Source organism: Pseudomonas sp. MWU16-30317, assembly GCF_020515695.1.
Classification (GTDB): domain Bacteria; phylum Pseudomonadota; class Gammaproteobacteria; order Pseudomonadales; family Pseudomonadaceae; genus Aquipseudomonas.
The window spans coordinates 101,619-126,140 of record NZ_JAIWJA010000003.1 but is presented as its reverse complement, the minus strand read 5'-3'; the positions used below and the strand labels follow the sequence as shown (position 1 = coordinate 126,140).

Annotated in this window: 20 protein-coding genes; 13 read left to right on the top strand and 7 right to left on the bottom strand. The window is 60.3% G+C overall.

The annotated features are described in order from the left end of the window. The first annotated feature begins 85 nt into the window (after window positions 1–85). Window positions 86–2,533, top strand: coding sequence for a TonB-dependent siderophore receptor (locus LIX93_RS09700; RefSeq protein ID WP_226503825.1), 2,448 nt, complete (start codon window positions 86–88; stop codon window positions 2,531–2,533). A 32-nt stretch (window positions 2,534–2,565) separates the two neighbouring features. Here LIX93_RS09700 and mnmE read toward each other — a convergent pair whose 3' ends face one another. From mnmE to rpmH, 5 genes are all read right to left on the bottom strand, one after another. Next, window positions 2,566–3,936, bottom strand: coding sequence for a tRNA uridine-5-carboxymethylaminomethyl(34) synthesis GTPase MnmE (mnmE, locus tag LIX93_RS09695; RefSeq protein WP_226503824.1), 1,371 nt, complete (start codon window positions 3,934–3,936; stop codon window positions 2,566–2,568). Between the two features lie 84 nt (window positions 3,937–4,020). Then, on the bottom strand, window positions 4,021–5,709 hold the full coding sequence (gene yidC, locus LIX93_RS09690; RefSeq protein WP_226503823.1) for a membrane protein insertase YidC: 1,689 nt from the start codon (window positions 5,707–5,709) through the stop codon (window positions 4,021–4,023). A gap of 2 nt (window positions 5,710–5,711) precedes the next feature. After that, on the bottom strand, window positions 5,712–5,957 hold the full coding sequence (yidD, locus tag LIX93_RS09685; protein WP_226503822.1) for a membrane protein insertion efficiency factor YidD: 246 nt from the start codon (window positions 5,955–5,957) through the stop codon (window positions 5,712–5,714). Next, window positions 5,950–6,351, bottom strand: a complete 402-nt coding sequence (gene rnpA / locus LIX93_RS09680) for a ribonuclease P protein component (RefSeq protein WP_226503821.1) — start codon at window positions 6,349–6,351, stop codon at window positions 5,950–5,952. Before rnpA ends, yidD begins: the two co-directional genes overlap by 8 nt. Before the next feature lie 16 nt (window positions 6,352–6,367). After that, entirely contained in the window at window positions 6,368–6,502 is a 135-nt protein-coding gene (gene rpmH, locus LIX93_RS09675) for a 50S ribosomal protein L34 (RefSeq protein ID WP_003213577.1), read from the bottom strand. 603 nt (window positions 6,503–7,105) lie between these two features. On the opposite strand from rpmH, the gene dnaA reads away from it, so the two are divergent. The 5 genes from dnaA to LIX93_RS09650 all read left to right on the top strand — a co-directional run bounded on the left by dnaA (window position 7,106) and on the right by LIX93_RS09650 (window position 14,057). Further along, entirely contained in the window at window positions 7,106–8,620 is a 1,515-nt protein-coding gene (dnaA, locus tag LIX93_RS09670; protein ID WP_226503820.1) for a chromosomal replication initiator protein DnaA, read from the top strand. Window positions 8,621–8,658: 38 nt separating this feature from the next. After that, entirely contained in the window at window positions 8,659–9,762 is a 1,104-nt protein-coding gene (gene dnaN / locus LIX93_RS09665; RefSeq protein ID WP_226503819.1) for a DNA polymerase III subunit beta, read from the top strand. 17 nt (window positions 9,763–9,779) lie between these two features. Further along, window positions 9,780–10,883 (top strand): DNA replication/repair protein RecF, encoded by a 1,104-nt coding sequence (recF, locus tag LIX93_RS09660; protein WP_226503818.1) that lies wholly within the window; start codon window positions 9,780–9,782, stop codon window positions 10,881–10,883. Between the two features lie 4 nt (window positions 10,884–10,887). Beyond that, window positions 10,888–13,305: a DNA topoisomerase (ATP-hydrolyzing) subunit B gene (gene gyrB / locus LIX93_RS09655; RefSeq protein WP_226503817.1), complete on the top strand. Its 2,418-nt coding sequence runs from the start codon at window positions 10,888–10,890 to the stop codon at window positions 13,303–13,305. Between the two features lie 179 nt (window positions 13,306–13,484). Then, window positions 13,485–14,057 carry a hypothetical protein gene (locus LIX93_RS09650; RefSeq protein ID WP_226503816.1) on the top strand — a complete coding sequence of 191 codons (573 nt, stop codon included), beginning with the start codon at window positions 13,485–13,487 and terminating at the stop codon, window positions 14,055–14,057. A gap of 74 nt (window positions 14,058–14,131) precedes the next feature. Here the strand turns inward: LIX93_RS09650 and LIX93_RS09645 are convergent, their stop codons facing one another. Further along, a complete protein-coding gene (locus LIX93_RS09645) occupies window positions 14,132–15,073 on the bottom strand; it encodes a LysR substrate-binding domain-containing protein (RefSeq protein ID WP_226503815.1) in 942 nt (313 codons plus the stop codon). Window positions 15,074–15,275: 202 nt separating this feature from the next. On the opposite strand from LIX93_RS09645, the gene LIX93_RS09640 reads away from it, so the two are divergent. The 7 genes from LIX93_RS09640 to LIX93_RS09610 are packed head-to-tail and all read left to right on the top strand — an operon-like array spanning window position 15,276 to window position 23,246. Further along, window positions 15,276–16,796 (top strand): ABC transporter substrate-binding protein, encoded by a 1,521-nt coding sequence (locus tag LIX93_RS09640; protein ID WP_226503814.1) that lies wholly within the window; start codon window positions 15,276–15,278, stop codon window positions 16,794–16,796. 58 nt (window positions 16,797–16,854) lie between these two features. Continuing rightward, window positions 16,855–17,772, top strand: a complete 918-nt coding sequence (locus LIX93_RS09635; protein WP_226503813.1) for an ABC transporter permease — start codon at window positions 16,855–16,857, stop codon at window positions 17,770–17,772. A gap of 8 nt (window positions 17,773–17,780) precedes the next feature. Then, complete coding sequence (locus LIX93_RS09630) at window positions 17,781–18,683, top strand: ABC transporter permease (RefSeq protein ID WP_226503812.1); 903 nt, start codon at window positions 17,781–17,783, stop codon at window positions 18,681–18,683. A 12-nt stretch (window positions 18,684–18,695) separates the two neighbouring features. Continuing rightward, window positions 18,696–19,709, top strand: coding sequence for an ABC transporter ATP-binding protein (locus LIX93_RS09625; RefSeq protein ID WP_226503811.1), 1,014 nt, complete (start codon window positions 18,696–18,698; stop codon window positions 19,707–19,709). Continuing rightward, a complete protein-coding gene (locus LIX93_RS09620) occupies window positions 19,706–20,695 on the top strand; it encodes an oligopeptide/dipeptide ABC transporter ATP-binding protein (protein WP_226503810.1) in 990 nt (329 codons plus the stop codon). Before LIX93_RS09625 ends, LIX93_RS09620 begins: the two co-directional genes overlap by 4 nt. Continuing rightward, complete coding sequence (locus tag LIX93_RS09615; protein ID WP_226503809.1) at window positions 20,692–22,098, top strand: M20 family metallopeptidase; 1,407 nt, start codon at window positions 20,692–20,694, stop codon at window positions 22,096–22,098. Before LIX93_RS09620 ends, LIX93_RS09615 begins: the two co-directional genes overlap by 4 nt. Next, the gene (locus tag LIX93_RS09610; protein ID WP_226503808.1) at window positions 22,098–23,246 is read left to right on the top strand and encodes a M20 family metallopeptidase; all 1,149 of its coding nucleotides are present in this window, start codon (window positions 22,098–22,100) and stop codon (window positions 23,244–23,246) included. Before LIX93_RS09615 ends, LIX93_RS09610 begins: the two co-directional genes overlap by 1 nt. A gap of 125 nt (window positions 23,247–23,371) precedes the next feature. Here the strand turns inward: LIX93_RS09610 and LIX93_RS09605 are convergent, their stop codons facing one another. Further along, window positions 23,372–24,388, bottom strand: coding sequence for a 1-aminocyclopropane-1-carboxylate deaminase (locus LIX93_RS09605; RefSeq protein WP_226503807.1), 1,017 nt, complete (start codon window positions 24,386–24,388; stop codon window positions 23,372–23,374). Between the last annotated feature and the right edge of the window lie 134 nt (window positions 24,389–24,522).

Here is a 24,522-nt window from a genome sequence, read left to right as displayed (position 1 = left end):
TTATCTTTTTCAACGCTGGCGCGGCCCTACAGATAACCGCGGATCAACGCGAACATCTGTCACCCCTCCAGAGCCGAAAACCACCATGCGCTTTCCCCCTGTGACTTTGTCTGCCCGCCGGCATCTTTCCCGACACTGCGTCGCCTACGGCCTGTTGATAAGTAGCGCCAGCCTGTTGCCGCTGCTCAGCGGGAGTGCCTACGCCGCCAATGCAACGCAGAGCTATAGCATCGGCGCCGGCCCATTGGACAAGGCCCTGAGCCAGTTCGCCGCCTCGGCCAATGTGATCCTTTCGTTCGCGCCCGGCCAGACGGCCAATCGCCGCACTGAGGGGCTGCAGGGCAGTTATTCGATAGACCAAGGCTTCGCCGCGTTGCTGCAAGGCTCCGGGCTGCAGGCCGCCAGTCAGGCGCCGGGCAGTTATATCCTGCAAGCCGTGCCCGTCAGTGACGCGGTCAATCTCGCGCCGACCCGTATCGACTCCTCCACCCCGGGGATACAGGGGCAATACGCCGAGCCTGACCTAGGCTACAAGGCCGACCGCAGTCGCGCCGCCACCAAGACCAGTACGGCGCTGTCCGAGACCCCGCGCTCGGTCTCGGTGGTCACCGCGCAGCGTATGAAGGACCAAAAATCCCAGAGCCTCACCGAAGTGCTCGGCTACGTGCCCGGTATCTTCGCGCCGCCCTTCGCGGCGGGCGACAGCCTGGCCGGTGACCTGTTCTTTATCCGCGGCTTCAACGCCACCGATTATGGGTACGGTCTGCTGCGCGACGGCCTGCGGGTGCAGGGCAACCGTTACGACACCACCACCGAACCCTATGGCCTGGAGCGGGTAGAGATTTTCCGCGGTCCGTCATCCATTCTCTATGGCGAAAATGCGCCGGGCGGGTTGGTCAATCTGGTCAGCAAACGGCCAACTACCGAGTCCCAGGGCGAGGTGCAACTGAGCTACGGCAGCAACAATCGCCGGCAGTTGGGCATCGACGTGTCCGGGCCGCTGAACGACAGCGGCACCGTGCTGGGCCGCATGGTCATGTTCGGTCGCGAATCCGATACCCAGACCGATCACGTGCCGGACGATCGCCTGTACGTGGCGCCGTCGATGACCCTTAACTTCGACGACTACAACAGCCTGACCTTGCTGGCCAACTACCAGAAGGACCACACCAATCTCGAGCTCGGCCTGCCCGCTGCCGGCACCTTGCTGGACAACCCCAATGGCAAGCTGAGCAAACACACCCTGCTCGGCGATCCAGACTGGAACCACTTCAAGCGCGAGACCTGGAGCGCCGGGTACGAATTTGTCCACAGCTTCAATGACGATTGGCAGTTCCGCCAGAACTCGCGGTTCATGGAATCGCGCATTGATCGCCACGAGACCTGGCCAACCGCCCTGAACAACGGTGGCTACGGGACCAACGTGACCATGACCGCCTATGACCGGGACAATGAGTCGACGGTCTACTCTGTGGATAACCAGCTGGAAGGGAAGTTTGCCGTCGGGCCTGTGGATAACACTCTGTTGCTTGGCGCCAGCCATGACCGCACCGCGTTCAACCAGGACTGGGACGCTGGGTTTGGTGGTGTGATCAATGTGTTCAACCCTGTGTATACCCGCACGCCCACCACGCCGGTACATGTGCAGAACACCCTGCTCGATCAGGAGATGAACGGGGTTTATGCCCAGCTGCACAGCAAGTATGACCACTGGATCATGCTGTTGGGTGGGCGCCAGGACTGGGTCGACAGTGATTTCCGCGACAAGGTCAGCCCCGCTAGCGATATCAGTTCTACCGACAAGAAATTCACCTATCAGGGCGGCTTGATGTACGCCTTCGATAACGGTGTCACGCCGTACATCAGCTATTCGACCGCATTCGTGCCCGTGCAGCAGATCTCCAACGCCGGCGCGCCGCTCAATCCGATCACCAGCCGCCAGTACGAAGTGGGGATGAAGATCGAGCCGATTGGCTGGAACACTTCGATCACTGCGTCCGTCTACGACCTGCTGAAAAAAGACGACACCTACCTGGATTCAACTAGCAACACCTATCGCCAGGTCGGGCAGAGCCGCTCCAAGGGTATGGAGCTGGAGGTCAACAGCGATGTCACCGCCAACCTCAACCTGGTGGCATCCTACAGCTACACCGATGCGCGCATTACCAAGGACAAGGCTGGATCGATCGTCGAAGGCAAGCAGATGACCGGTGTACCGCGCAACCAGGCGTCGGTCTGGGCCAAATACCGCTTCCTCGATGGCTATCTCAATGGGCTGCACGTCGGCGCCGGGGTGCGCTATTTCGACAGCACCTTCTCGTACACCGGGTCGAGCCTGTACGGCAAGCTCGATGCCGGCGACGTGACGCTGGTGGACGCTAACGTCGGTTACCGCATAGACCCGCACTGGTCGGTGGATCTCAACGCGAAAAACCTCTTCAACAAAGACTACGTGTCGGGTTGCAACGATGCGGGGCGCTGCTACTGGGGTGACACCCGCACGCTGCTGGGGACGGTTTCCTACAACTGGTGACGCTCCCGTAGGACGCATCGATTGTGGATAAGTTATTTACCGATACAGAAGCTGGAAAATATCCGCCCCAACAGATCATCGGAGCTGAACGCTCCGGTGATCTCCCCCAGCGCCTGCTGTGCATGGCGTAAATCTTCAGCCAACAGTTCACCGGCCCCCGCCAGGGTCAGCTGCTCGCGACCGTGGTCAAGATATCCACAGGCCTGACGCAGCGCCTCCAGATGGCGGCGACGCGCGCTGAAACTGCTTTCGGCCGTCTGTTCATAACCCATGCATGCCTTCAGATGCTCACGCAATAGCTCCAGCCCCGCGCCTTCGGTCTTGGCGCTGAGGCTGATGGTTACGTGACCGTCAGCGCTGGTGGTCATGCTGATGGGCTCTGCACTGAGGTCGGCCTTATTGCGGATCAGCGTGACTTTGGCCGGATCGGGGCGCTGTTGGAGGAATTCCGGCCATAAGGCGAAGGGATCATCGGCCTCCGGCGCGGTGGCATCGACCACCAGCAGCACGCGGTCGGCCTCGCCGATGGCCTTCAGGGCACGTTCGACGCCGATCTTTTCCACATGGTCGTCGGTGTCGCGCAAACCGGCGGTATCGACCACGTGCAGTGGCATGCCATCGATGTGGATATGTTCGCGCAGCACATCACGGGTGGTGCCGGCGATATCGGTCACGATCGCCGCTTCGCGCCCGGCCAGCAGGTTGAGCAGGCTCGACTTGCCAGCGTTGGGGCGGCCGGCAATCACCACGTTCATGCCATCACGCAACAAAGCGCCCTGCCCGGCCTCCTTGAGCACTGTGGATAACTCAGCGCGGACTTTATCCACCATTGCCAGGACGTGGCCGTCGGCAAGGAAGTCGATCTCTTCCTCTGGGAAATCAATGGCGGCTTCCACATAGATACGCAGGCTGATCAGTTTTTCGGTGAGATCGTTGACCCGCAGCGAAAATGCGCCTTGTAGAGAGCGCAGGGCGTTGCGCGCGGCCTGTGCAGAACTTGCCTCTATCAGGTCGGCGATCGCCTCGGCCTGGGCCAGGTCGAGCTTGTCGTTAAGGAACGCCCGCTCGCTGAATTCCCCGGGCCGCGCCAAACGACAACCCAGTTGTACACAGCGTTGCAGCAGCATATCGAGCACTACGGGGCCGCCATGGCCTTGCAATTCGAGCACATCTTCACCGGTGAACGAGTTGGGGCCGGGGAAATATAGCGCCAGGCCTTCATCGATCACCTCGCCTTCGTCATCGCGAAAAGCACCGTAGTGGGCATAGCGCGGCGTCAGGGTGCGGGCGGTAATGGCTTGCGCCGCGCTGCTGGCCAAAGGTCCGGAAATACGCACGATGCCGACCCCACCGCGCCCTTGGGCAGTGGCGATGGCGGCGATGGTTTCACGGGGGATGTTCATGGCTCAGGCCTCTCGACAGATATACACAGATAGCAAAACGCCCCACGACGGGGGCGTTTTATCCACAGATCGAACCTCGATCTGTCAGGCGGCGGCTTTAGCAGCGTTAGCCCGTTCAATGCTGCGGGTAATGTACCACTGCTGCAGAATCGACAACGTGTTGTTGGTCACCCAGTACATGACCAGACCGGCCGGGAACCACAGGAAGAAGAAGGTGAACACGATCGGCATCAACTTCATCACCTTGGCCTGCATCGGATCCGGCGGTGTCGGGTTCAAGCGCTGCTGAATGAACATGGTCGCGCCCATGATGATCGGCAGGATGAAGAACGGATCCTTGATCGACAGGTCGGTTATCCACAGCAGCCAAGGGGCTTGGCGCATCTCGACGCTTTCAAGCAACACCCAGTAGAGCGACAGGAAGACCGGCATCTGCACCACGATCGGCAAGCAGCCGCCCAGTGGGTTGATCTTCTCTTTCTTGTACAGCTCCATCATCGACTGCGACATCTTCTGACGATCGTCACCGTGCTGCTCTTTCAGCGCAGCCAGTTTCGGTGCCACGGCACGCATGCGCGCCATCGACTTGTAGCTGGCGGCGGACAGCGGGAAGAACAGCAGCTTGATCAGGACGGTCAGGCAGATGATCGAGAAGCCCCAGTTACCGAGGATCGCGTGGATGTGCTTGAGCAACCAGAAGATCGGTTGAGCGATGAACCACAGGATGCCGTAGTCAACCGTCAATTCCAGACCTGGGGACAGCGCTTTCAGGCGGTCCTGGGTTTTCGGGCCAGCATACAGGGTAGCGGTGGTTTCAGCCTTCGCTCCCGGCGCGACGGTAATGGTCGGGCCGGTGAAGCCGATGATGTAGTTACCCTGGCTGTCCTTGCGAGTGGTGACGTTGTTGCTGTCGTCCTTCGCCGGAATCCACGCAGTCACGAAATAGTGCTGCAGCCAAGCGACCCAGCCACCTTGCACGGTTTCTTTCAGGTTGCCCTTGTCGATATCTTTCATCGACACTTTTTTGTACGGCTCGTTACTGGTCCACATGGCCGCACCCAGGTAGGTGGCGGTACTGGTGGCGGTACTGGCCGAAGGGTCATCGCTGTGGTCGCGCTTGAGCTGGGCGAACAGGTTGCCGTTCCACGCTTGCGCGCTCTGGTTGTCGATCAGGTACGTGACCTTGAGGTCGTACTCGCCGCGGTCCAGGGTGAAGCGCTTGATGTAGTTGACGCCGTTGTCGCTGAACTTCAGGTCGACGACCAGTTGGTCCTGACCGTCAGCCAGCTGGTAGCTCGGTTGCGCAGAGGCATACAACGGGCGACCGGCAGCACGCACATCCGGGCCATTGGCACCGGTCAGGCCGCTTTGCGCCAGGTAGGTGCGCTCGCCACCGTCGTCGAACAGTTGGAACGGAATTTCGGGATGGTCCTGGCGACGCGGGAATTTAGGCAGCGTCAGCTGGACGACATCGCCGCCTTTTGGATCGATAGCCAGGTCGAGGACGTCGGTCTTGACGCGGATCAGGTTGCTGCTGGTAGCGACCGGCGCGATGGCAGGTGCTGCGGCAGTACCGTCGGTTCCGGCGTTAGGGACATCGGCGCTGGCAGCTGCGCTGGTACCGGCAGGTACGTCAGGCAGTTCCGAAGCACGGGTGGCGGCAGCATTCTGATTCGGCGGTGGAGTCTGGCCGTAGTCCTGGTTCCACTTGAAAACCATGACGTAGGCGACGACTGCCAGGGCGACGATCAGGATCGTGCGTTTAATATCCATGATTACTCGGCTATCGAAGAAATACGGGGAGAGTGGGCAGGCGGAACAGGGTCGAACCCACCGGTGTTCCAAGGATGACAGCGACCCAGACGACGAGCTGCCAACCAGCCACCACGCAATACGCCATGTTGTTCAATGGCTTCGATCGCGTAGCAGGAGCAACTGGGGTAGAAGCGACAGTGGTCTGCCATCAATGGGCTGATGGCATAGCGATAAAACTGGATCGGTACGAGTGCCAGTTTACGCATCTTGACTGTCCACCCCTTCAGGTTCGGTGCTGGCCACTGGAGCAGGCCGGCTCCGAGCAAGGCGTTTCCAGAGCTTGCCCAAATGTTGATGCAGTTCCGGATTTTCCACGTCGCCCAAACCTTTGCGAGCCACGATCACTATGTCCCATCCGGCCAGGAGTTCCTGGTGCAGACGGAATGAATCGCGCATCACACGTTTGAGGCGGTTGCGCTGAACGGAGAGCTTGACGCTCTTTTTTCCGATCACCAGCCCTAGACGGGGGTGTTCGAAATCGTTTTCGCGCGCAAGGAGCAGCAGGTTTTTCCCTGGAACCTTGCCGGTTGGGGAGTCGAAGACTGTCTTGAAGTGCCGGGGTGTAAGCAGACGCTTATCCCGATTGAAGTCCTGACTCACCCCCTGTGCCGGAGAATCAAACGGCCAGACGCGCACGGCCTTTGGCACGGCGACGCGACAGTACGGCACGGCCGTTCTTGGTGGCCATGCGAGCACGGAAACCGTGGGTGCGGGCGCGTTTGATGGTGCTGGGTTGGAAAGTACGTTTCATGGCGTGCTACCTGGTTGTTCGACTACGGGCCGGAATGGCCCCCGTTTTAAGAGACCGGCGATTCTAGTGGGTGCAACGCCGCAGGTCAATTTCCAACCAGCTTTTCCTTCAATTAGGCATGACCGCCTGTCTGTCCGCTCTACCTTGATCTCTTCCCTGATCGACCGCTTTTGCTCCCCGGCTTGTCTGCTTGAAATAGAAATAAAGAAGGGACTTATTTTAAAGCTTTTTTGTAATGCTTACTGATGTTAAGTAGACGCTTTTCTGTGGATAACCCATTTTGGGGCCGTAAAGCCGGCGCTCACAGCGATTCACAAGTCTGTCCGCAAGCGGTGCCGTTCCTGTGCTGCGCCCGCGTACAACCTGTGTATGGAATGGCTACTTGTCCACAGGGTAGTTATCCACAGATTTCAACCCCGACTTGTACAAAGGGCTTGAGTAGGGTTATCCACAGATCTCAGGGGCAGGGTCAAGCGCGCAGAAAAAGCCCTAAGATGCTGATTTATTGTGGTCCGGAGAGCCTGCGCATGTGGATAAGTGTCACGGTGGCCGGTACAATGGCCGCTGTTTTTGCCTTAGCTGTGCTCAAATCAGGGGATATCCGTGTCAGTGGAACTTTGGCAGCAGTGCGTAGAGCTTCTGCGCGATGAACTGCCTGCCCAGCAATTCAACACCTGGATCCGTCCGCTACAGGTCGAAGCCGAAGGCGACGAGTTGCGCGTCTATGCGCCTAACCGGTTCGTGCTCGATTGGGTTAACGAGAAATACCTGAGCCGCTTGCTCGAGTTGCTCGGTGAGCACGGCAATGGCATGGCGCCTGCGCTTTCCTTATTGATTGGCAGCCGTCGCAGTTCGGCCGCGCGTGCGGCGCCCAACGCGCCATTGGCCGCCGCCGTAGCAGCTTCGCAAGCCGCGAGCGCGCCTGCTCCGGAGCCCGTCACCGCCGCCGCCCCTGCGGTCGTGGCGGCCGCTGTGGTCACAGCCGCTCACGACGAGCCTTCCCGACACAGTTTCGACTCCATGGCAGGTGCCAGTTCGCAGCAAGCACCCGTGCGTGCCGAGCAGCGTACCGTTCAGGTAGAAGGCGGCCTCAAGCACACCAGTTATCTGAACCGTACCTTCACTTTCGAAAACTTCGTCGAAGGTAAATCCAACCAGCTGGCTCGCGCGGCTGCCTGGCAGGTAGCCGATAACCCCAAACACGGTTACAACCCGCTCTTCCTTTATGGTGGCGTCGGTCTGGGTAAGACTCACTTGATGCACGCTGTGGGTAACCACCTGCTCAAGAAGAACCCCAATGCCAAAGTGGTGTACCTGCACTCGGAGCGCTTCGTTGCCGACATGGTCAAGGCGCTGCAGCTCAATGCCATCAACGAGTTCAAGCGTTTCTACCGCTCGGTGGACGCCTTGCTTATCGATGACATTCAGTTCTTCGCCCGCAAGGAGCGCTCCCAAGAGGAGTTTTTCCACACCTTCAACGCTCTGCTCGAAGGTGGTCAGCAGGTCATCCTCACCAGTGACCGCTACCCGAAGGAAATCGAAGGCCTTGAAGAACGCCTCAAGTCGCGCTTCGGTTGGGGCCTGACGGTCGCCGTCGAGCCACCTGAGCTCGAAACCCGCGTCGCGATCCTGATGAAAAAGGCCGACCAGGCCAAAGTCGAGCTACCTCACGACGCAGCCTTCTTCATCGCCCAGCGCATCCGCTCCAACGTGCGCGAGCTCGAAGGCGCGTTGAAGCGCGTGATCGCGCATTCGCACTTTATGGGCCGAGACATTACCATCGAGCTGATTCGCGAATCGCTCAAGGACTTGCTGGCGCTGCAGGACAAACTGGTCAGTGTGGATAACATCCAGCGCACCGTGGCCGAGTACTACAAGATCAAGATTTCCGATCTGTTGTCCAAGCGTCGTTCGCGCTCGGTGGCGCGCCCGCGCCAGGTGGCCATGGCCCTGTCCAAGGAACTGACCAACCACAGTCTTCCTGAAATCGGCGACGTATTTGGCGGCCGCGACCACACCACGGTGCTTCACGCCTGCCGCAAGATCAACGAACTCAAAGAATCCGACGCGGACATCCGCGAGGATTACAAGAACCTGCTGCGGACGCTGACGACGTGATCCGCTCAGCGCAGCTCATCAAGGCAAGGGACTAGACCATGCATTTCACCATTCAACGCGAAGCCCTGTTGAAACCTCTGCAACTGGTCGCAGGGGTCGTCGAGCGCCGCCAGACCTTGCCGGTCCTGTCGAACGTATTGCTCGTTGTCGAGGGTCAGCAACTCTCGCTTACCGGTACTGACCTGGAGGTCGAGCTGGTGGGTCGAGTGCAGTTGGAAGAGCCCGCCGAGCCAGGCGAAATCACCGTGCCCGCGCGCAAGCTGATGGATATCTGCAAGAGCTTGCCCAACGACGTGCTGATCGACATCAAACTCGACGAGCAAAAACTCGTGGTCAAGGCCGGTCGCAGCCGATTCACGCTGTCGACCTTGCCCGCCAACGATTTCCCGACGGTCGAGGAAGGTCCTGGCTCGCTGACCTGTAGCCTGGAGCAAAGCCGCCTGCGTCGTTTGATCGAACGCACCAGCTTCGCCATGGCTCAACAGGACGTGCGCTACTACCTCAACGGTATGTTGCTGGAAGTATCCGCTGGGGTGATGCGCGCCGTCGCCACCGACGGCCACCGCTTGGCAATGTGCTCGATGCAGGCCGATATCGGCCAGCCGGATCGCCATCAGGTGATCGTGCCCCGTAAAGGTATCCTTGAGCTTGCCCGCTTGCTGACCGAGCCGGATGGCATGGTCAGCATCGTCTTGGGTCAACATCACATCCGTGCGACCACTGGCGAATTTACCTTCACCTCGAAACTGGTCGACGGCAAGTTCCCGGATTACGAGCGCGTGCTGCCTAAAGGCGGTGACAAGCTGGTGCTTGGTGATCGTCAGGCCCTGCGTGAAGCGTTCAGCCGTACCGCTATTCTCTCCAACGAGAAGTACCGTGGTATCCGTCTGCAATTGGCCAATGGTCAGCTGAAGATTCAGGCCAACAACCCTGAGCAGGAAGAAGCGGAAGAAGAAGTGGGCGTCGATTACAACGGCGGTTCGCTGGAGATCGGTTTCAACGTCAGCTATTTGCTGGACGTGCTGGGCGTCATGACGACTGAACAAGTGCGCTTGATCCTGTCCGATTCCAACAGCAGCGCGCTGCTGCAGGAATCTGACAACGACGACTCCGCGTACGTCGTTATGCCCATGCGTTTGTAATGCTCAGCACAGACTAGATGTCCCTCAGTCGTGTGTCGGTCACCGCGGTGCGCAATCTGCACCCGGTGACGATCTCCCCCTCCCCGCGTATCAATATCCTGTACGGCGCCAACGGCAGCGGCAAGACCAGCATGCTCGAAGCCGTGCATCTGCTCGGCTTGGCGCGGTCGTTTCGCAGCACCCGCCTGTTACCGGTCATTCAGCACGAACAAGCCGCCTGCACCGTGTTCGGTGTTGTCGATGAAGCCGAAGCCGGGCCGCGGAACCTGGGTGTATCGCGCGAGCGTAACGGTGAATTCACTATCCGTATCGACGGTCAGAATGCGCGTAGCGCAGCACAATTGGCCGAGATCATGCCGCTGCAACTTATCAATCCAGACAGTTTTCGACTGCTCGAAGGTGCCCCCAAAATCCGCCGGCAGTTCCTCGACTGGGGAGTGTTCCACGTGGAACCCCGCTTTATGGGTACCTGGCAGCGGCTGCAGAAGGCACTGAAGCAACGGAACTCATGGCTGCGGCATGGTACACTTGACGCCGCTTCACAAGCGGCATGGGACAGGGAACTGTGCCAGGCCAGCGCTGAGATCGATGGATATCGCCGAGCCTACATAAAGGCTTTGAAGCCGGTGTTCGAGCAGACCTTGAGTGAACTGGTCTCGCTCGAGGGGCTGACATTAAGCTATTACCGCGGCTGGGATAAAGACCGCGAACTTGTTGAGGTGCTGTCGACCTCCCTGTTTCGCGACCAGCAAATGGGACATACCCAAGCGGGACCGCAACGCGCCGATTTGCGATTGAGGCTGGGCGGCCATAATGCTGCCGAGATTTTATCCAGAGGCCAGCAGAAGTTGGTGGTGTGCGCATTGCGAATAGCGCAGGGGCATCTGGTGAGCCAGGCCCGTCGCGGGCAATGCATCTATCTGGTGGACGACTTGCCGTCGGAGCTCGATGAGCAGCACCGTCGCTCCTTATGCCGCTTGTTGGAAGACTTACGCTGCCAGGTGTTCATCACCTGTGTAGACCACGAATTATTGAGGGAAGGCTGGCAGACGGAAACGCCAGTTGCCTTGTTCCACGTGGAACAAGGCCGTATCACCCAGACCCACGATCATCGGGAGTGAAGGCATGAGCGAAAACCAAACGTACGACTCCTCCAGCATTAAAGTGCTGAAAGGGCTTGATGCCGTACGCAAACGTCCCGGTATGTACATTGGCGACACCGATGATGGTAGCGGTCTGCACCACATGGTGTTCGAGGTCGTCGACAACTCTATCGACGAAGCCTTGGCCGGCCACTGTGACGACATCACCATCACCATCCACCCAGATGAATCCATCTCGGTGCGCGACAACGGTCGCGGTATTCCAGTCGACGTGCATAAAGAGGAAGGCGTGTCTGCCGCCGAGGTCATCATGACCGTACTCCACGCTGGCGGTAAATTCGACGATAACTCCTACAAGGTTTCCGGCGGATTGCACGGCGTGGGTGTTTCGGTTGTAAACGCCCTGTCCGAGTCCCTGCTGCTGACGGTTCGCCGCAGCGGCCATATCTGGGAACAGCTGTACGTCCACGGTGTGCCACAAGAGCCGATGAAAATCGTCGGTGATAGCGACACCACCGGTACTCAGATTCACTTCAAGCCATCGGCTGAGACGTTCAAGAATATCCAGTTCAGCTGGGACATCCTGGCCAAGCGCATTCGTGAACTGTCGTTCCTCAACTCTGGCGTCGGCATCCTGTTGAAGGATGAGCGCTCGGGCCGCGAAGAACTGTTCAAGTACGAAGGCGGTCTGCGCGCGTTCGTTGAATACCTGAACACCAACAAGACTCCGGTCAACCAGGTGTTCCACTTCAACATGCAGCGTGAAGACGGCATCGGTGTCGAGATCGCTCTGCAGTGGAACGACAGCTTCAACGAGAACCTGCTGTGCTTCACCAACAATATTCCGCAGCGTGACGGTGGTACGCACTTGGTGGGCTTCCGCTCGGCCCTGACGCGTAACCTCAACACCTACATCGAGCAGGAAGGACTGGCCAAGAAGCACAAGGTCGCGACCACCGGTGATGATGCCCGTGAAGGTTTGACTGCGATCATTTCGGTCAAGGTCCCGGATCCCAAGTTCAGCTCGCAGACCAAGGACAAGCTGGTTTCGTCCGAAGTCAAAACTGCGGTCGAACAGGAAATGGGCAAGCACTTCTCGGACTTCCTGCTCGAGAACCCGAACGAAGCCAAGGCCGTGGTCGGCAAGATGATCGACGCCGCCCGTGCCCGTGAAGCCGCGCGCAAGGCCCGTGAGATGACCCGCCGCAAAGGCGCGCTGGACATCGCCGGCTTGCCAGGCAAACTGGCTGACTGCCAAGAGAAAGACCCTGCCCTCTCTGAACTGTACCTGGTGGAAGGGGACTCCGCAGGCGGGTCGGCCAAGCAGGGCCGAAACCGCAAGACCCAGGCGATCCTGCCGTTGAAGGGCAAGATCCTCAACGTTGAGAAGGCCCGCTTCGACAAGATGATTTCCTCTCAGGAAGTCGGCACCTTGATCACCGCGCTGGGCTGCGGTATCGGTCGCGACGAGTACAACATCGACAAGCTGCGCTATCACAACATCATCATCATGACCGATGCTGACGTCGACGGATCGCACATCCGTACCTTGTTGCTGACCTTCTTCTTCCGCCAACTGCCAGAGCTGGTCGAGCGTGGTTACATCTACATCGCTCAACCGCCGCTGTACAAGGTCAAGAAGGGCAAGCAGGAGCAGTACATCAAGGACGACGACGCCATGGAAGAATACATGACGCAGTCGGCCCTCGAAGACGCCAGCCTGCACCTTAACGAATCGGCACCGGGCATCTCCGGCGAGGCGCTGGAGCGTCTGGTGAATGATTTCCGCATGGTGATGAAGACCCTCAAGCGTCTGTCGCGCCTGTACCCGCAAGAGCTCACCGAGCATTTCGTGTACCTGCCGGCTGTGTCACTTGAAGACCTGTCCAGCCACGAAGGCATGCAAGCCTGGCTGGCCAAGTTCGACGAGCGCCTGCGCAACACCGAGAAGTCCGGCCTGGTCTACAAGGCCAGCCTGCGTGAAGACCGTGAACGTAACGTCTGGCTGCCGGAAGTGGAAATCACCTCCCACGGCCTGGCCAACTACGTCACCTTCAACCGCGACTTCTTCGGCAGCAATGACTACAAAACGGTCACTGCCTTGGGTGCGCAGCTGAGCACGCTGCTGGACGAAGGCGCGTATATCCAACGTGGCGAGCGCAAGAAAGCCGTGGTGGAGTTCAAGGAAGCCTTGGAATGGCTGATGGCCGAAAGCACCAAGCGCCATACCATCCAGCGCTATAAAGGTCTCGGTGAAATGAACCCGGACCAGCTGTGGGAAACCACCATGGACCCTGCCGTACGCCGCATGCTGCGCGTGACCATTGAAGATGCGATCGGTGCCGATCAGATCTTCAATACCTTGATGGGTGACGCGGTCGAGCCACGTCGTGACTTTATCGAGAGCAATGCGTTGGCAGTGTCGAACCTGGATTTTTAAGGTTTGTTCACTGAAACGATGGCTGCCATCACACTATAGTGATCCCAGCATTGAAAGGCCGACCTTAGGGTCGGCCTTTTTTATGAGTAGTGTTTGCATAAGGTTCGGCTGATAGGTCCCCGGCATGGCAGCCGCGCGCTGAATAGGCAAACAAATTTTTACACGGACGGAGTTAGCTGATGAAACCTTTATACGCGATGGTATTTTCTTGTGTCGTCGCATGTGCCGCATCTGGCACGGCCAGTGCAACCGTACAATCGGTGCCAAAAGAATCATCGGACACGACCCACAGTAACGGTCAGCTTCAACCCCCAATTTCGTATGCCACGCTATGGGCCGATGATAAGGGCGCTACCCATATAGGCCATTGTCGGCTGGAAGGGTTGGAGTTCAAAAGCTATGCACCGCCAGCAGCGCCGCAATGGATAGGAGTGTCGCCCGATGACATCGAAAGTATCGCCTACGCCGTGCTGCCTCCAGGCTATGTCGGCAGTTGGCACCGTGCGCCCGGGCCGCAATGGGTGATTACCCTGCAGGGCAAATGGTCGGTGGAAACTACCGACGGTACCGTACTGGTACAGGGGCCCGGTGAGATGCAGTTCAATGCCGACACCGTGTCTCGGCCACGCCCTGATGACCAACGTGTAGGCCACCTGTCCCGTACGGTAGGTGACGTGCCCAATGTGCAACTGATCATCAAGTTGAAACCGGGTGTGGCTGATCAACGGACTGGCGGCAAGTGTGCTTACTGATTCCCCAAGGTGATCGAATCGTTGGTTATGGCGCCTAGAGCGATAACCGACGCTCGTCTTCAACCGCCGGGTTTTTATTGCCCGGCGTGCTCCCCTAGCAACGAAGGCTCCGCAGCCGCCAACTTCGCCACCAGAAAATCCCGAAACACCCCCACCGCCGAGGGTAGCGTCCGCCCCGCCATACTCTGCAACTCCACCCGCCGCTTCTGCATTTCCCCATCCGCAATCGCGATCGCCTGCACGTCCCGGTGCACCACGCGGTTATGCAGGGTGAGCTCCCCCGCCAGGCTGATCCCGCCGCCATCCATCACAAACTGATACATCGCCCCAAAGTAGTTGCTCGTCAACGCCGGCTCGAAGTACAGCCCCTGCACGCTGCAGCAGATGTCGAACAACTGCCGAAGCGTGGTGTTCGGCATCGGCAAGGCAATGGGGTATGGCTGTAGCTCGGCCAAGGTGACCTGCGCCCTGCCCGCCAGTGGATGATTATTGGCGACGATGGCTTTGATGATGCCGAGAAACGCATGCTCGACCTTGATCTCCCGCTCGGGCGACAAGCTGAACGTCAGCGCCAGATCGACCTCCCCGGTGCGCACTTTCTCGGTGGCCACGGTCGGCGGGAATACCTCCAAGGTGAAATGGATACCCTGGTACTCGCGGCGAAATTCCGCAATGGCGCCTGGCAGGAACTCCATGGCAAAACCCTCGGAGCAGCCAATCTTCACCACCCCACGTTGCAGCCCTTGCAGGTCGCGGATCTCGGCAATCACTTCGCGTGCTTCCAGTTCGGCCTTGCGCGCATAGGCGGCCAGGCGTGCGCCGGCGTCGCTGAGCAGCATCCCCCGGGCGCGGCGTTCGAACAGCACGCAGTTCATGTCGCGCTCCAGCTTGGCGATCTGCCGGCTTACGGCCGAAGCGGCGACGTTCAGATGTTCGGAGGCTTCACTGATCGATCCGCAGCGGGCGACTTCAAGGAAATGCCGCAAGGCGATGGATTGCACACCGTAAAGCTGCATGTCACCTCCAGGAGGGTTTGCCTTTAAGGCAACGAAGACTTCGAAAGAAGATGCTTGTGGCATTGATACGCTATGCATAGGATCAAGTCGAGCCCTGCTGTGGCTCGCCCATCAAGCGTTTTCCATAAGAAAAACAGCTGCGCCCTCTACCCTATTGCGGTCCCTGCCCTTTGACACACTCACTCGCCACGGAGACGACGGCATGGGCATCAAAGGTTTCGCCTGCAGTGCAGCACTGCTGGCCTTGTTCTGCACCACCCCGGTATTCGCCAACAAAGCCACCGACACGTTGGTGTACGCGTCAGACAGCGAACCTGAAAACATCAGCCCTTATCACAACGACTTGCGCGAAGGCGTGGTGTTGGCGCGTTTGGCCTGGGACAACTTGATCTATCGCGACCCGGACACCGGCGAATACAAACCCATGCTTGCCCAGAGCTGGAAACAGGTCGACGACACCACTCTCGATTTCACCCTGCGTCAGGACGTGAAGTTTCACGATGGCACGCCGATGACCGCCGACGACGTGGTGTTCACCCTCAACTGGGTGGTGTCGCCGGACTCCAAGGTGGTCACGGTACAAAACGTCGACTGGATCGCCAGCGCCGAGAAGCTGGGTGACTACCAGGTGCGCTTGCACATGAAGAAGCCCTTCCCGCCCGCGCTGGAGTACTTGTCCAACGCCGTACCGATTTTCCCCAAAGCCTATTTCGAGAAAGTCGGGCTGGCGGGCTTCGCCAAACAGCCAATCGGCACCGGCCCTTACAAGGTTGTGTCGGTGACCCCAGGGGTCGGCGTGACCATGGTGCGTAACGACGATTACTTCAAAGAAAGCCCCCAGGGCCCGGCACACATCAAAAACCTGCAGTTTCGCGTGATCCCTGATGCCGAAACCCGCACGGCAGAACTGATGACCGGTGGCGTCGATTGGATCTGGCGAGTGGCGCCGGATCAGGCCGAGCAGCTCAAGGCGATGCCCAATCTGTCGGTAGTCAGTGGCGCCACCATGCGCATTGGCTTCCTGATCCTCGACGCGCGTGGCACCTCCAGCGACAACTCGCCGATGAAGAATCTCAAGGTCCGCCAGGCCATTAATTACGCCATCAACCGCGAGGCCCTGGCATCGCAACTGGTCGGTGGCGAAAGCAAGCCGTTGCAGGTCGCCTGCTACCCCGCGCAGTTTGGCTGTGACACCAGCGTGGCCACGCAATACAACTATGACCCGGCCAAGGCCAAGGAGCTGCTCAAGGAAGCAGGTTATCCACAGGGCTTCGAAACCGAGATCTACGCCTATCGGGATCGCGACTACGCCGAAGCCATCATCGGCAACCTGCGCGCTGTGGGTATCAACGCCAAGCTTCGTTACCTCAAATACGCCGCCCTGCGCGACCAGCAGCGCGGCGGCCATGTGCCGATGTCGTTTCAGGCCTGGGGCTCGTTCTCGATCCTCGACACTTCGGCCTCGGCCGGCACCTGGTTCAAGGGCAACCCGGATGACAACATCAAAGACCCAGACGTGCAAAAGTGGCTGCAGACCGCCGACAACGCCCTCGACCCACAAGTGCGCAAGGAGAACTACAGCAAGGCGCTCAAGCGCATCAGCGAACAGGCCTACTGGGCGCCGCTGTTCAACTACTCGCTGAACTACGCCTTCAATCAGGACCTGCAGTTCAAGCCGTATCCGGACGAGCTGCCACGCTTCGTCCTTTCTCGCTGGAAATGACCCTCGTGGCCAGCCGGGTCCCGTACCCGCTGGCCTTCACGTGATCAGGATATCGGCCATGTTGGGATTTCTCTTGCGGCGTCTGGGCATTGCCCTGTGCGTTGCCATTACCGTCTCGATCATCAGCTTTTCGTTGCTGCATCTGTCGGGCGACCTGGCCACGGCCATCGGCGGGCCCGAGGCCAGCAGCGAACAGATCGAGCAGATTCGAGTGCAATACGGCTTGAACAAGCCGCTGGCCGCCCAGTACTTCAGCTGGCTCGGCGACCTCGCGCATCTGGATCTGGGCAACTCGTTCTTCTTTCAGGAGTCGGTGTACAACCTGATCGCCGCGCGACTGCCGATCACCCTTGGGCTTGGCGCCATGGCGCTGGCGGTCGCCTTGCTGGTGGCCATCCCGTTAGGTGTGCTGGCGGCCGTCAAGCGTGATACCTGGATCGATCGTCTGGCGTTGAGCATCGCGGTGCTGGGGCAAGCCATGCCGAGCTTCTGGTTCGCGCTGATGCTGATCGTGCTGTTCGCTGTCACTCTGCATTGGCTGCCGGTGTCCGGCAATTCCACCTGGCAGCACTTCGTCATGCCCGCCATCGCTCTGGGCTATTACGCCACGCCGGCGATCATGCGCCTGACCCGCGCCGGCATGCTCGATGTGCTGGCCGCGGACTACATCCGCACCGCTCGGGCCAAGGGCTTGCGGCCTGGACGGGTGTTGTTCAAGCACGCCCTGCGCAATGCGCTGATCCCGGTGGTCGCGCTGGCGGCAGTAGAGTTCGGCTTCATGCTCGGCGGCTCGGTAGTGATCGAAACGGTGTTCTCGCTGCAAGGCGTCGGTCAGTTGGCCTGGGATGCCATTGCCCGCGACGACTTCCCGGTGGTGCAAGCCGTAGTGCTGTTGATTGCGCTGATCTACATCGTCCTCACGCTGCTGGCCGACCTGCTGAACGCAGTCCTCGACCCGCGCATTCGCGTGCGCTAGGAGGTCTCATGACGACTGTCACAACCTTGGCTTTGAACGAGCCCGCCCTGCCCGTTACCGGCTTGCGCCGCACGCTGCGCAAGTGCTTGCGCCATAAGGGCTTCACATTGGGCGCCGTGTTGTTGCTGATAATTGTCCTGGCAGCGTTGTTCGCGCCGTTGCTGGCGCCCCACGACCCCTACGCCCAGGATGTGGTGCAGCGGATGAAACCGCCGGTCTGGATGGCCAAAGGCACCTGGGACAACATCCTCGGTACCGACAAGCTGGGCCGTGATTACCTGTCCCGGCTGCTATTCGGTGCGCGGATCTCGCTGTTCATCGGCTTTGCCGCCGCCGTCATCTCTGGTGTCATCGGTACGGTGATGGGCCTGGTGGCTGGCTACTTTGGCGGCAAGACCGACGCCGTCATCAGCTATCTGATCACCACCCGCCTGGCGATGCCGGTAGTCATGGTCGCGCTGGCCTCGGCATCGCTGCTTGGGGGCTCGCTCAAGGTGGTGATCATCCTGCTCGGTTGCCTGCTGTGGGATCGCTTCGCCGTGGTCGTGCGGGCAGCGGTACAGCAAATTCGCGATGCGGAATACGTGGCCTCGGCGCAGGCGTTGGGTTGCTCGACCTTGCGCATTCTCGCCAGCGAAATCCTGCCCAATGTGCTCGGCGCATTGATCGTGGTGGCCACGCTGGAGATGGCCCACGCGATTCTGCTGGAATCGGCGTTGTCCTTCCTGGGTGTGGGCGTGCAACCGCCTATCCCCTCCTGGGGGCTGATGATCGCTGAAGGCAAACCGTACATGTTCTTCTCCCCTTGGGTAATCGCCATTCCCGGTGTCGCATTGATGGTGCTGGTACTGGCGATCAACCTGCTCGGTGACGGCATCCGTGACCTCATCCTGCCTGACGGCCGTAACTAGGAGGCTCGCGCCATGGCACTTCTGCACGTAGAAAACCTGCGCGTCGACATCCCGCTGGAACACGGCATGCTGCACGCCGTCCGGGGGCTGGACCTGCACCTGGAGCGCGGCGAGATGCTGTGCATCGTCGGTGAATCCGGCTGTGGCAAATCCCTCACCTCGCTGGCCCTGATGGACTTGCTGCCCGGCAAGGCGCTGCGCACCGCCACGAGTTTGACCCTCGACGGCATGGACCTGCTGGCGCACAGCGAACGGGCCATGTGCGATGTGCGCGGCAATCGCATGGCGATGATCTTCCAGGAGCCGATGACCTCGCTCAACCCCGCCTACAGCATTGGCGATCAACTGGCCGAGGTGCTGCGCCAGCACCGCAAGGTGTCCTACAAAGAGGCGTTGGTGCGTGCCGGGCAGATGCTCGAGAAGGTCGGTATCAGCAATCCTGTGGAGCGCCTGCGGCAGTTCCCGCACCAGCTGTCCGGTGGGTTGCGCCAACGGGTGGTGATTGCCATGGCGCTGATGTGCGAGCCGGACCTGATCATCGCCGATGAACCGACCACCGCACTGGACGTAACCGTGCAGGCGCAGATTCTGCGACTGCTGCGCGACATCCAGAAAGAGACCGGCACCGCTGTGATTTTCATCACCCACGACCTCGGGCTGGTAGCGCGCATCGCCGACCGGGTGGCGGTGATGTACGCCGGCGAGGTGGTCGAATCTGCCAGCGCCGCGCAATTGTTCGGCAATCCGCAGCATCCCTATACTCGCGGGCTGCTGGAAAGCATTCCAATCCCGGGCCGGACCCGACCGGGTCAGCCGTTGGGCTCGATTCCGGGGCTGGTGCCCAGCCTGGTAGGCGAGCAACAGGGTTGTGCGTTTCGCAACCGCTGCAGCCTGGCCGAACAAGCCTGCCTGGAGGCCGCGCCGAAACACGCCAGCGGAGGGCACAGTGTGCGCTGCCATTTCGCCGCGCCACCGCACGCTCACCCCCATGAACAACGGCTGCAACGCAATGGAGGTGTGCAATGAGCCGCGATATCGCCTTGGAGCTGTGTGACATTCGCCGCGAGTTCACCATTGGCCGCGGGCTGTTCAAAGCGCCCGCCACCCTCAAAGCGGTGGACGGCGTGTCCTTGCGCTTGATGCGCGGCGAAACCCTGGGCCTGGTGGGCGAGTCTGGTTGCGGTAAGAGCACCCTGGCGAAAATGCTGCTTGGCCTGTTGCCGCCGACCAGCGGCGACGTGCTGGTCGGTGGCAAACACCTGACCGCCGCTGATCGACGGCAGATGGCTCGGCACATCCAACCGATCTTCCAGGACCCTTACTCTTCGTTGAACCCGCGCAAGACGCTGCGCCAGATCGTCACCCTGCCGTTGATCGTGCACGACATCGACAGCCCCGACGTACGCCGCAAAAAAGTCGAAACCATGTTCGACGTCGTAGGCCTTCCCAAGCGAGTGATCGACAGCTACCCCGCGCAATTGTCCGGCGGCCAACGCCAGCGCGTCGCCATCGCTCGCGCCTTGATCATGCGCCCGGATGTACTGATCTGCGACGAGCCCACCTCGGCGCTGGACGTCTCGGTCCAGGCGCAGATCCTCAACCTGCTGCTCGAGCTGAAAAAGGAATTCGGCCTGACCTACCTGCTGATCAGCCATAACCTGGCGGTCATCGAACATTTGGCCGACCGGGTGGCGGTCATGTATCTGGGGCGCATCGTCGAAGAGCGCGAGCGCGAAGCCGTATTCAGCCGTCCCGCCCACCCCTATACCCGCGCGTTGCTCGACTCGGTACTGACCCCGGATCCTTCCCTGGGCATTCCCGATATCGGCCTGCGCGGCAACTTCCCCAACCCGATCAATCCACCCACCGGCTGCGCCTTCCACCCGCGCTGCCCGAAAGCCTTGCCGATGTGCAGCACCGTGCCTGTGGATAAAAGCGCCGTCGACGGCGGTTCGGTCGCCTGCCATCTGAACGCCCAGCCCTCCCATCCTTTGGAGTTGATAGCCTCATGAGTCGTGCCCTGGCCATTGATTACGCGAGTGAACACTTTGATAACGGCGACTTTCTCGCCCTGCTGCAGCGCAGCGTCGCCCATCCCACCGAGAGTCAGGAGCCCGAGCAACTGCCCGAGCTGTACCGCTACCTCGAAAGCTTTATCACCCCGCACTTGCGGGCATTGGGTTTTGAAACGACGATCCATGACAATCCGGTCAAAGGTCGCGGGCCGTTCCTGATCGCCTCACGCATCGAGGACCCGGCGCTGCCGACCCTGCTCAGCTATGGTCACGGTGACGTGGTGCGTGGCTACGCGGCACAGTGGCGCGAAGGCTTGTCGCCGTGGGAAGTGGTGGTCGATGGCGACCGCTGGTACGGCCGTGGTACCGCCGATAACAAGGGCCAGCACCTGATCAACATCACCGCGCTGGAGCAGGTGATCAAGGCGCGTGGCGGCAAGCTTGGTTTCAACACCAAACTGCTGCTGGAGATGGGCGAAGAAGACGGCTCGCCGGGCCTTGGCAAATTCTGCGCGGCGCATCAGGACGAGCTGGCGGCCGATATTTTTATCGCCTCTGATGGCCCGCGCCTGGCGGCAGCGCGCCCGACCTTGTTCCTTGGCTCGCGCGGCGTGTTCAATTTCGAGCTGACCGTCGACCTGCGCGAAGGCGCCCATCACTCTGGCAACTGGGGCGGCCTGTTGGCCAACCCCGGTATCGTGCTGGCCAATGCCATTGCCTCGCTGGTCGACAAGCAAGGACGCGTGCAGGTGCCGGGGCTCAAGCCGCAAAAACTCCCGGATAACGTCCGGGCCGCGTTGGTCGATATTGAAGTGGGCTCAGGCCCGGGCGACCCCGAGATCGATCATCAATGGGGCGAGCCTGGGCTCAGCGCCAGCGAAAAGGTCTTCGGCTGGAATACTCTCGATGTGCTGGCGTTCAAGACCGGCAACCCGCAAGCGCCGGTGCATGCGATTCCGGGTAGCGCCTGGGCGCTGTGCCATATCCGCTTCACGGTCGACAGCGATTACCGCACCTTTATCGACGCCATTCGCACCCATCTGGATGCCCATGGCTTTGACACGGTCAAGGTCGCCCAGACACGCATGGACGTGATGCACGCCACCCGCCTCGACCCGGCCAGCCCCTGGGTCGGCTGGGCGCTGGACTCGCTCAAGCGCACCACCGACAAATCCCCGGCCTTGTTGCCCAATCTTGGCGGTTCGCTGCCCAACGATGTGTTTTCCGAAATCCTCGGCCTGCCCACCGTATGGATTCCGCATTCCTACCCGGCGTGCTCGCAACATGCCCCCAATGAACACCTGCTGGCGCCCGTGGTGCGCGAAAGCTTGCAGATCATGGCCGGGATTTTCTGGGACCTGGGCGATGAAGGCTCGCGCCTGGTCAAGGAGGCAAACTGATGAACGATGCCATTGCCTGGTTGGCCGAGCAGCAGCAACCCATGCAGGACCTGTTGCGTAGCCTCGTTGATACCGACTCCAACAGCTACGACAAGGACGGTGTCGATGCCGTCGGCGCGCATTTGATCAAGGCGCTTGAGCAAGGCGGGATCGAGGTGCAGCGCACGGCCGTCGAAGGCTTCGGCGATTTGCTGCTGGCTGATTTACCCGGCGGTTCGCAGCCGCCGGTGCTGCTCCTGGGGCACCGGGATACGGTGTTCCCCAAGGGCACCGCGCCGGCACGCGGCTATACCACCAACGGCCCCTTGGCATTCGGCCCGGGTGTGGCGGACATGAAAGGCGGCCTGGTGCTCAACTGCTTTGCGCTGCTGGCCTTGCAGCGCCTGGCGCCGCTGCCCTTCCCCGTCAGGGTGTTGTTTACCGGCGACGAGGAAATCGGTTCTGGTACTGCACGTGATCATATCGAGCAGGTCGCCCAAGGCGTACAGGCGGTACTCAACACCGAACCCGGTCGCGTCAGCGGTAACGTGGTGAGTGCGCGCAAAGGTGGTGTGCGCCTGTTGATCGAAGTTACAGGGCGCGCGGCGCATTCGGGCGTCAACCACGCCGACGGTGCCAGCGCGATCGAGGCCCTGGCGCGCAAGGTCGTCAAGCTGCACGCGCTGACTGACTACGGGCGCGGGATCACCACCAACGTCGGTTTGATGAGCGGCGGGACCTCCAGCAATACCGTGGCGCCCGCAGCGACGGCGGAGCTGGATATCCGCTTTGTCGAAGTGGCGCAGTGGGCGGCGATCAAGGCGGCGATCGTTGCCATTGTCGAAGAGCAGGAAGTGCCGGGGACTCAGGCGGTGTTGACCGAATGCGCGGTGTTCATGCCGATGGAGGGACGTCACAGTCTCGACCTGCTGGATATTTATCGCGGACAGGCGCTGGAGCTGGGGTTCAGCGTAGAGGGCGAGTTTACCGGTGGGTGTGCGGATTCCGGATTTACGGCCAGCCTGGGGATTCCTACCCTGTGTGGCCTGGGGCCGGTAGGTGGCAAGGTCCACACGGACCGCGAGTATCTGGAGCTGGATACGCTGGTGCCGCGGGCGCAGGCGTTGGTGGGTACGATCCTGCAATTGGCCAAGCGCGGGCACAGCTGATTTTTATACCGTTTTCGCTGGGCTCTTCGCAGGCAAGGCTTGCTCCCACGGATGTACACCTGTGGAAGCAAGCTTGGCTGCAAAGAGGCCAGCTGCCTCAACGCGAATTCAGCAGCCTGATCACCTCACCCATTGCGGAAAATGAAGCTGTAAGCACTCAACGCCGGCACACCGCCCAAGTGCGCATACAGCACCTTCGAGCCCTCAGGAAACTCACCGTTACGCACCATGTCGATCATCCCGTGCATCGACTTGCCTTCGTAGACCGGGTCGGTCAGGACCCCCTCCAGGCGCGCGCACAGGCGGATGGCTTCCAACGTGCCTTCACTCGGCAGGCCATATTCCGGCCCCCCGTAACGGGTATCCAGCACCACGTCTTCGTCGGTAATCGGCCGACCCAGGTCGACGATTTCTGCCGTATGCCGGGCAATACGCAGCACCTGCTCGCGGGTTTTTTCCGGTTTGGCGGAGGCGTCGATACCGATCACCTTGTTCGCCCGGCCATCCGCCGCGAAACCCACCACCATGCCGGCATGGGTACTGCCGGTTACCGAGCAAACGACGATGTAGTCGAATGTGAACCCAAGCTCTTTTTCCTGCTCGCGTACTTCTTCGGCGAAGGCCACGAAACCGATGCCGCCATAGGGATGCTCGGAACAGCCAGCGGGGATCGGGAACGGTTTGCCGCCGCTTTCGCGCACATCGTTCATGGCTTGTTCCCAGCTCGGCCGGATGCCGATGTCGAACCCCGCAGCATCCAGGCGGACATCGGCGCCCATGATGCGCGACATCTCGATATTGCCGACGCGGTCATATACCGCGTCGGAGTAGTTGACCCAGTTCTCCTGAACCAACACGCACTTCATGCCCAGGTGCGCTGCCACGGCCGCGACCTGGCGAGTCTGGTTGGACTGAATGCCGCCGATCGACACCAGGGTATCGCAGCCCTGCTCCAGTGCTTCCGGGATCAGGTATTCGAGCTTGCGGGTTTTGTTGCCGCCGAACGCCAGGCCGCTGTTGCAGTCCTCACGCTTGGCATACAGCTCGACCTTGCCACCCAGATGCTCGCTCAGACGCTTGAGCGGCATGATGGGCGAAGGGCCGAAGGTGAGTGGATAGCGCTTGAATTTCTCTAGATTCATGCTGTGACTCCTGATTCGAAAGGTATCCGGATGGCGCAAAAGGCTGCGCGGCAACCTCAACAGGTTATGAGAAACGGCAAAAAAGCGGGTTGCGATTACTGGCCTGTTTTTCGCATTTAATTAATTGAAATCCG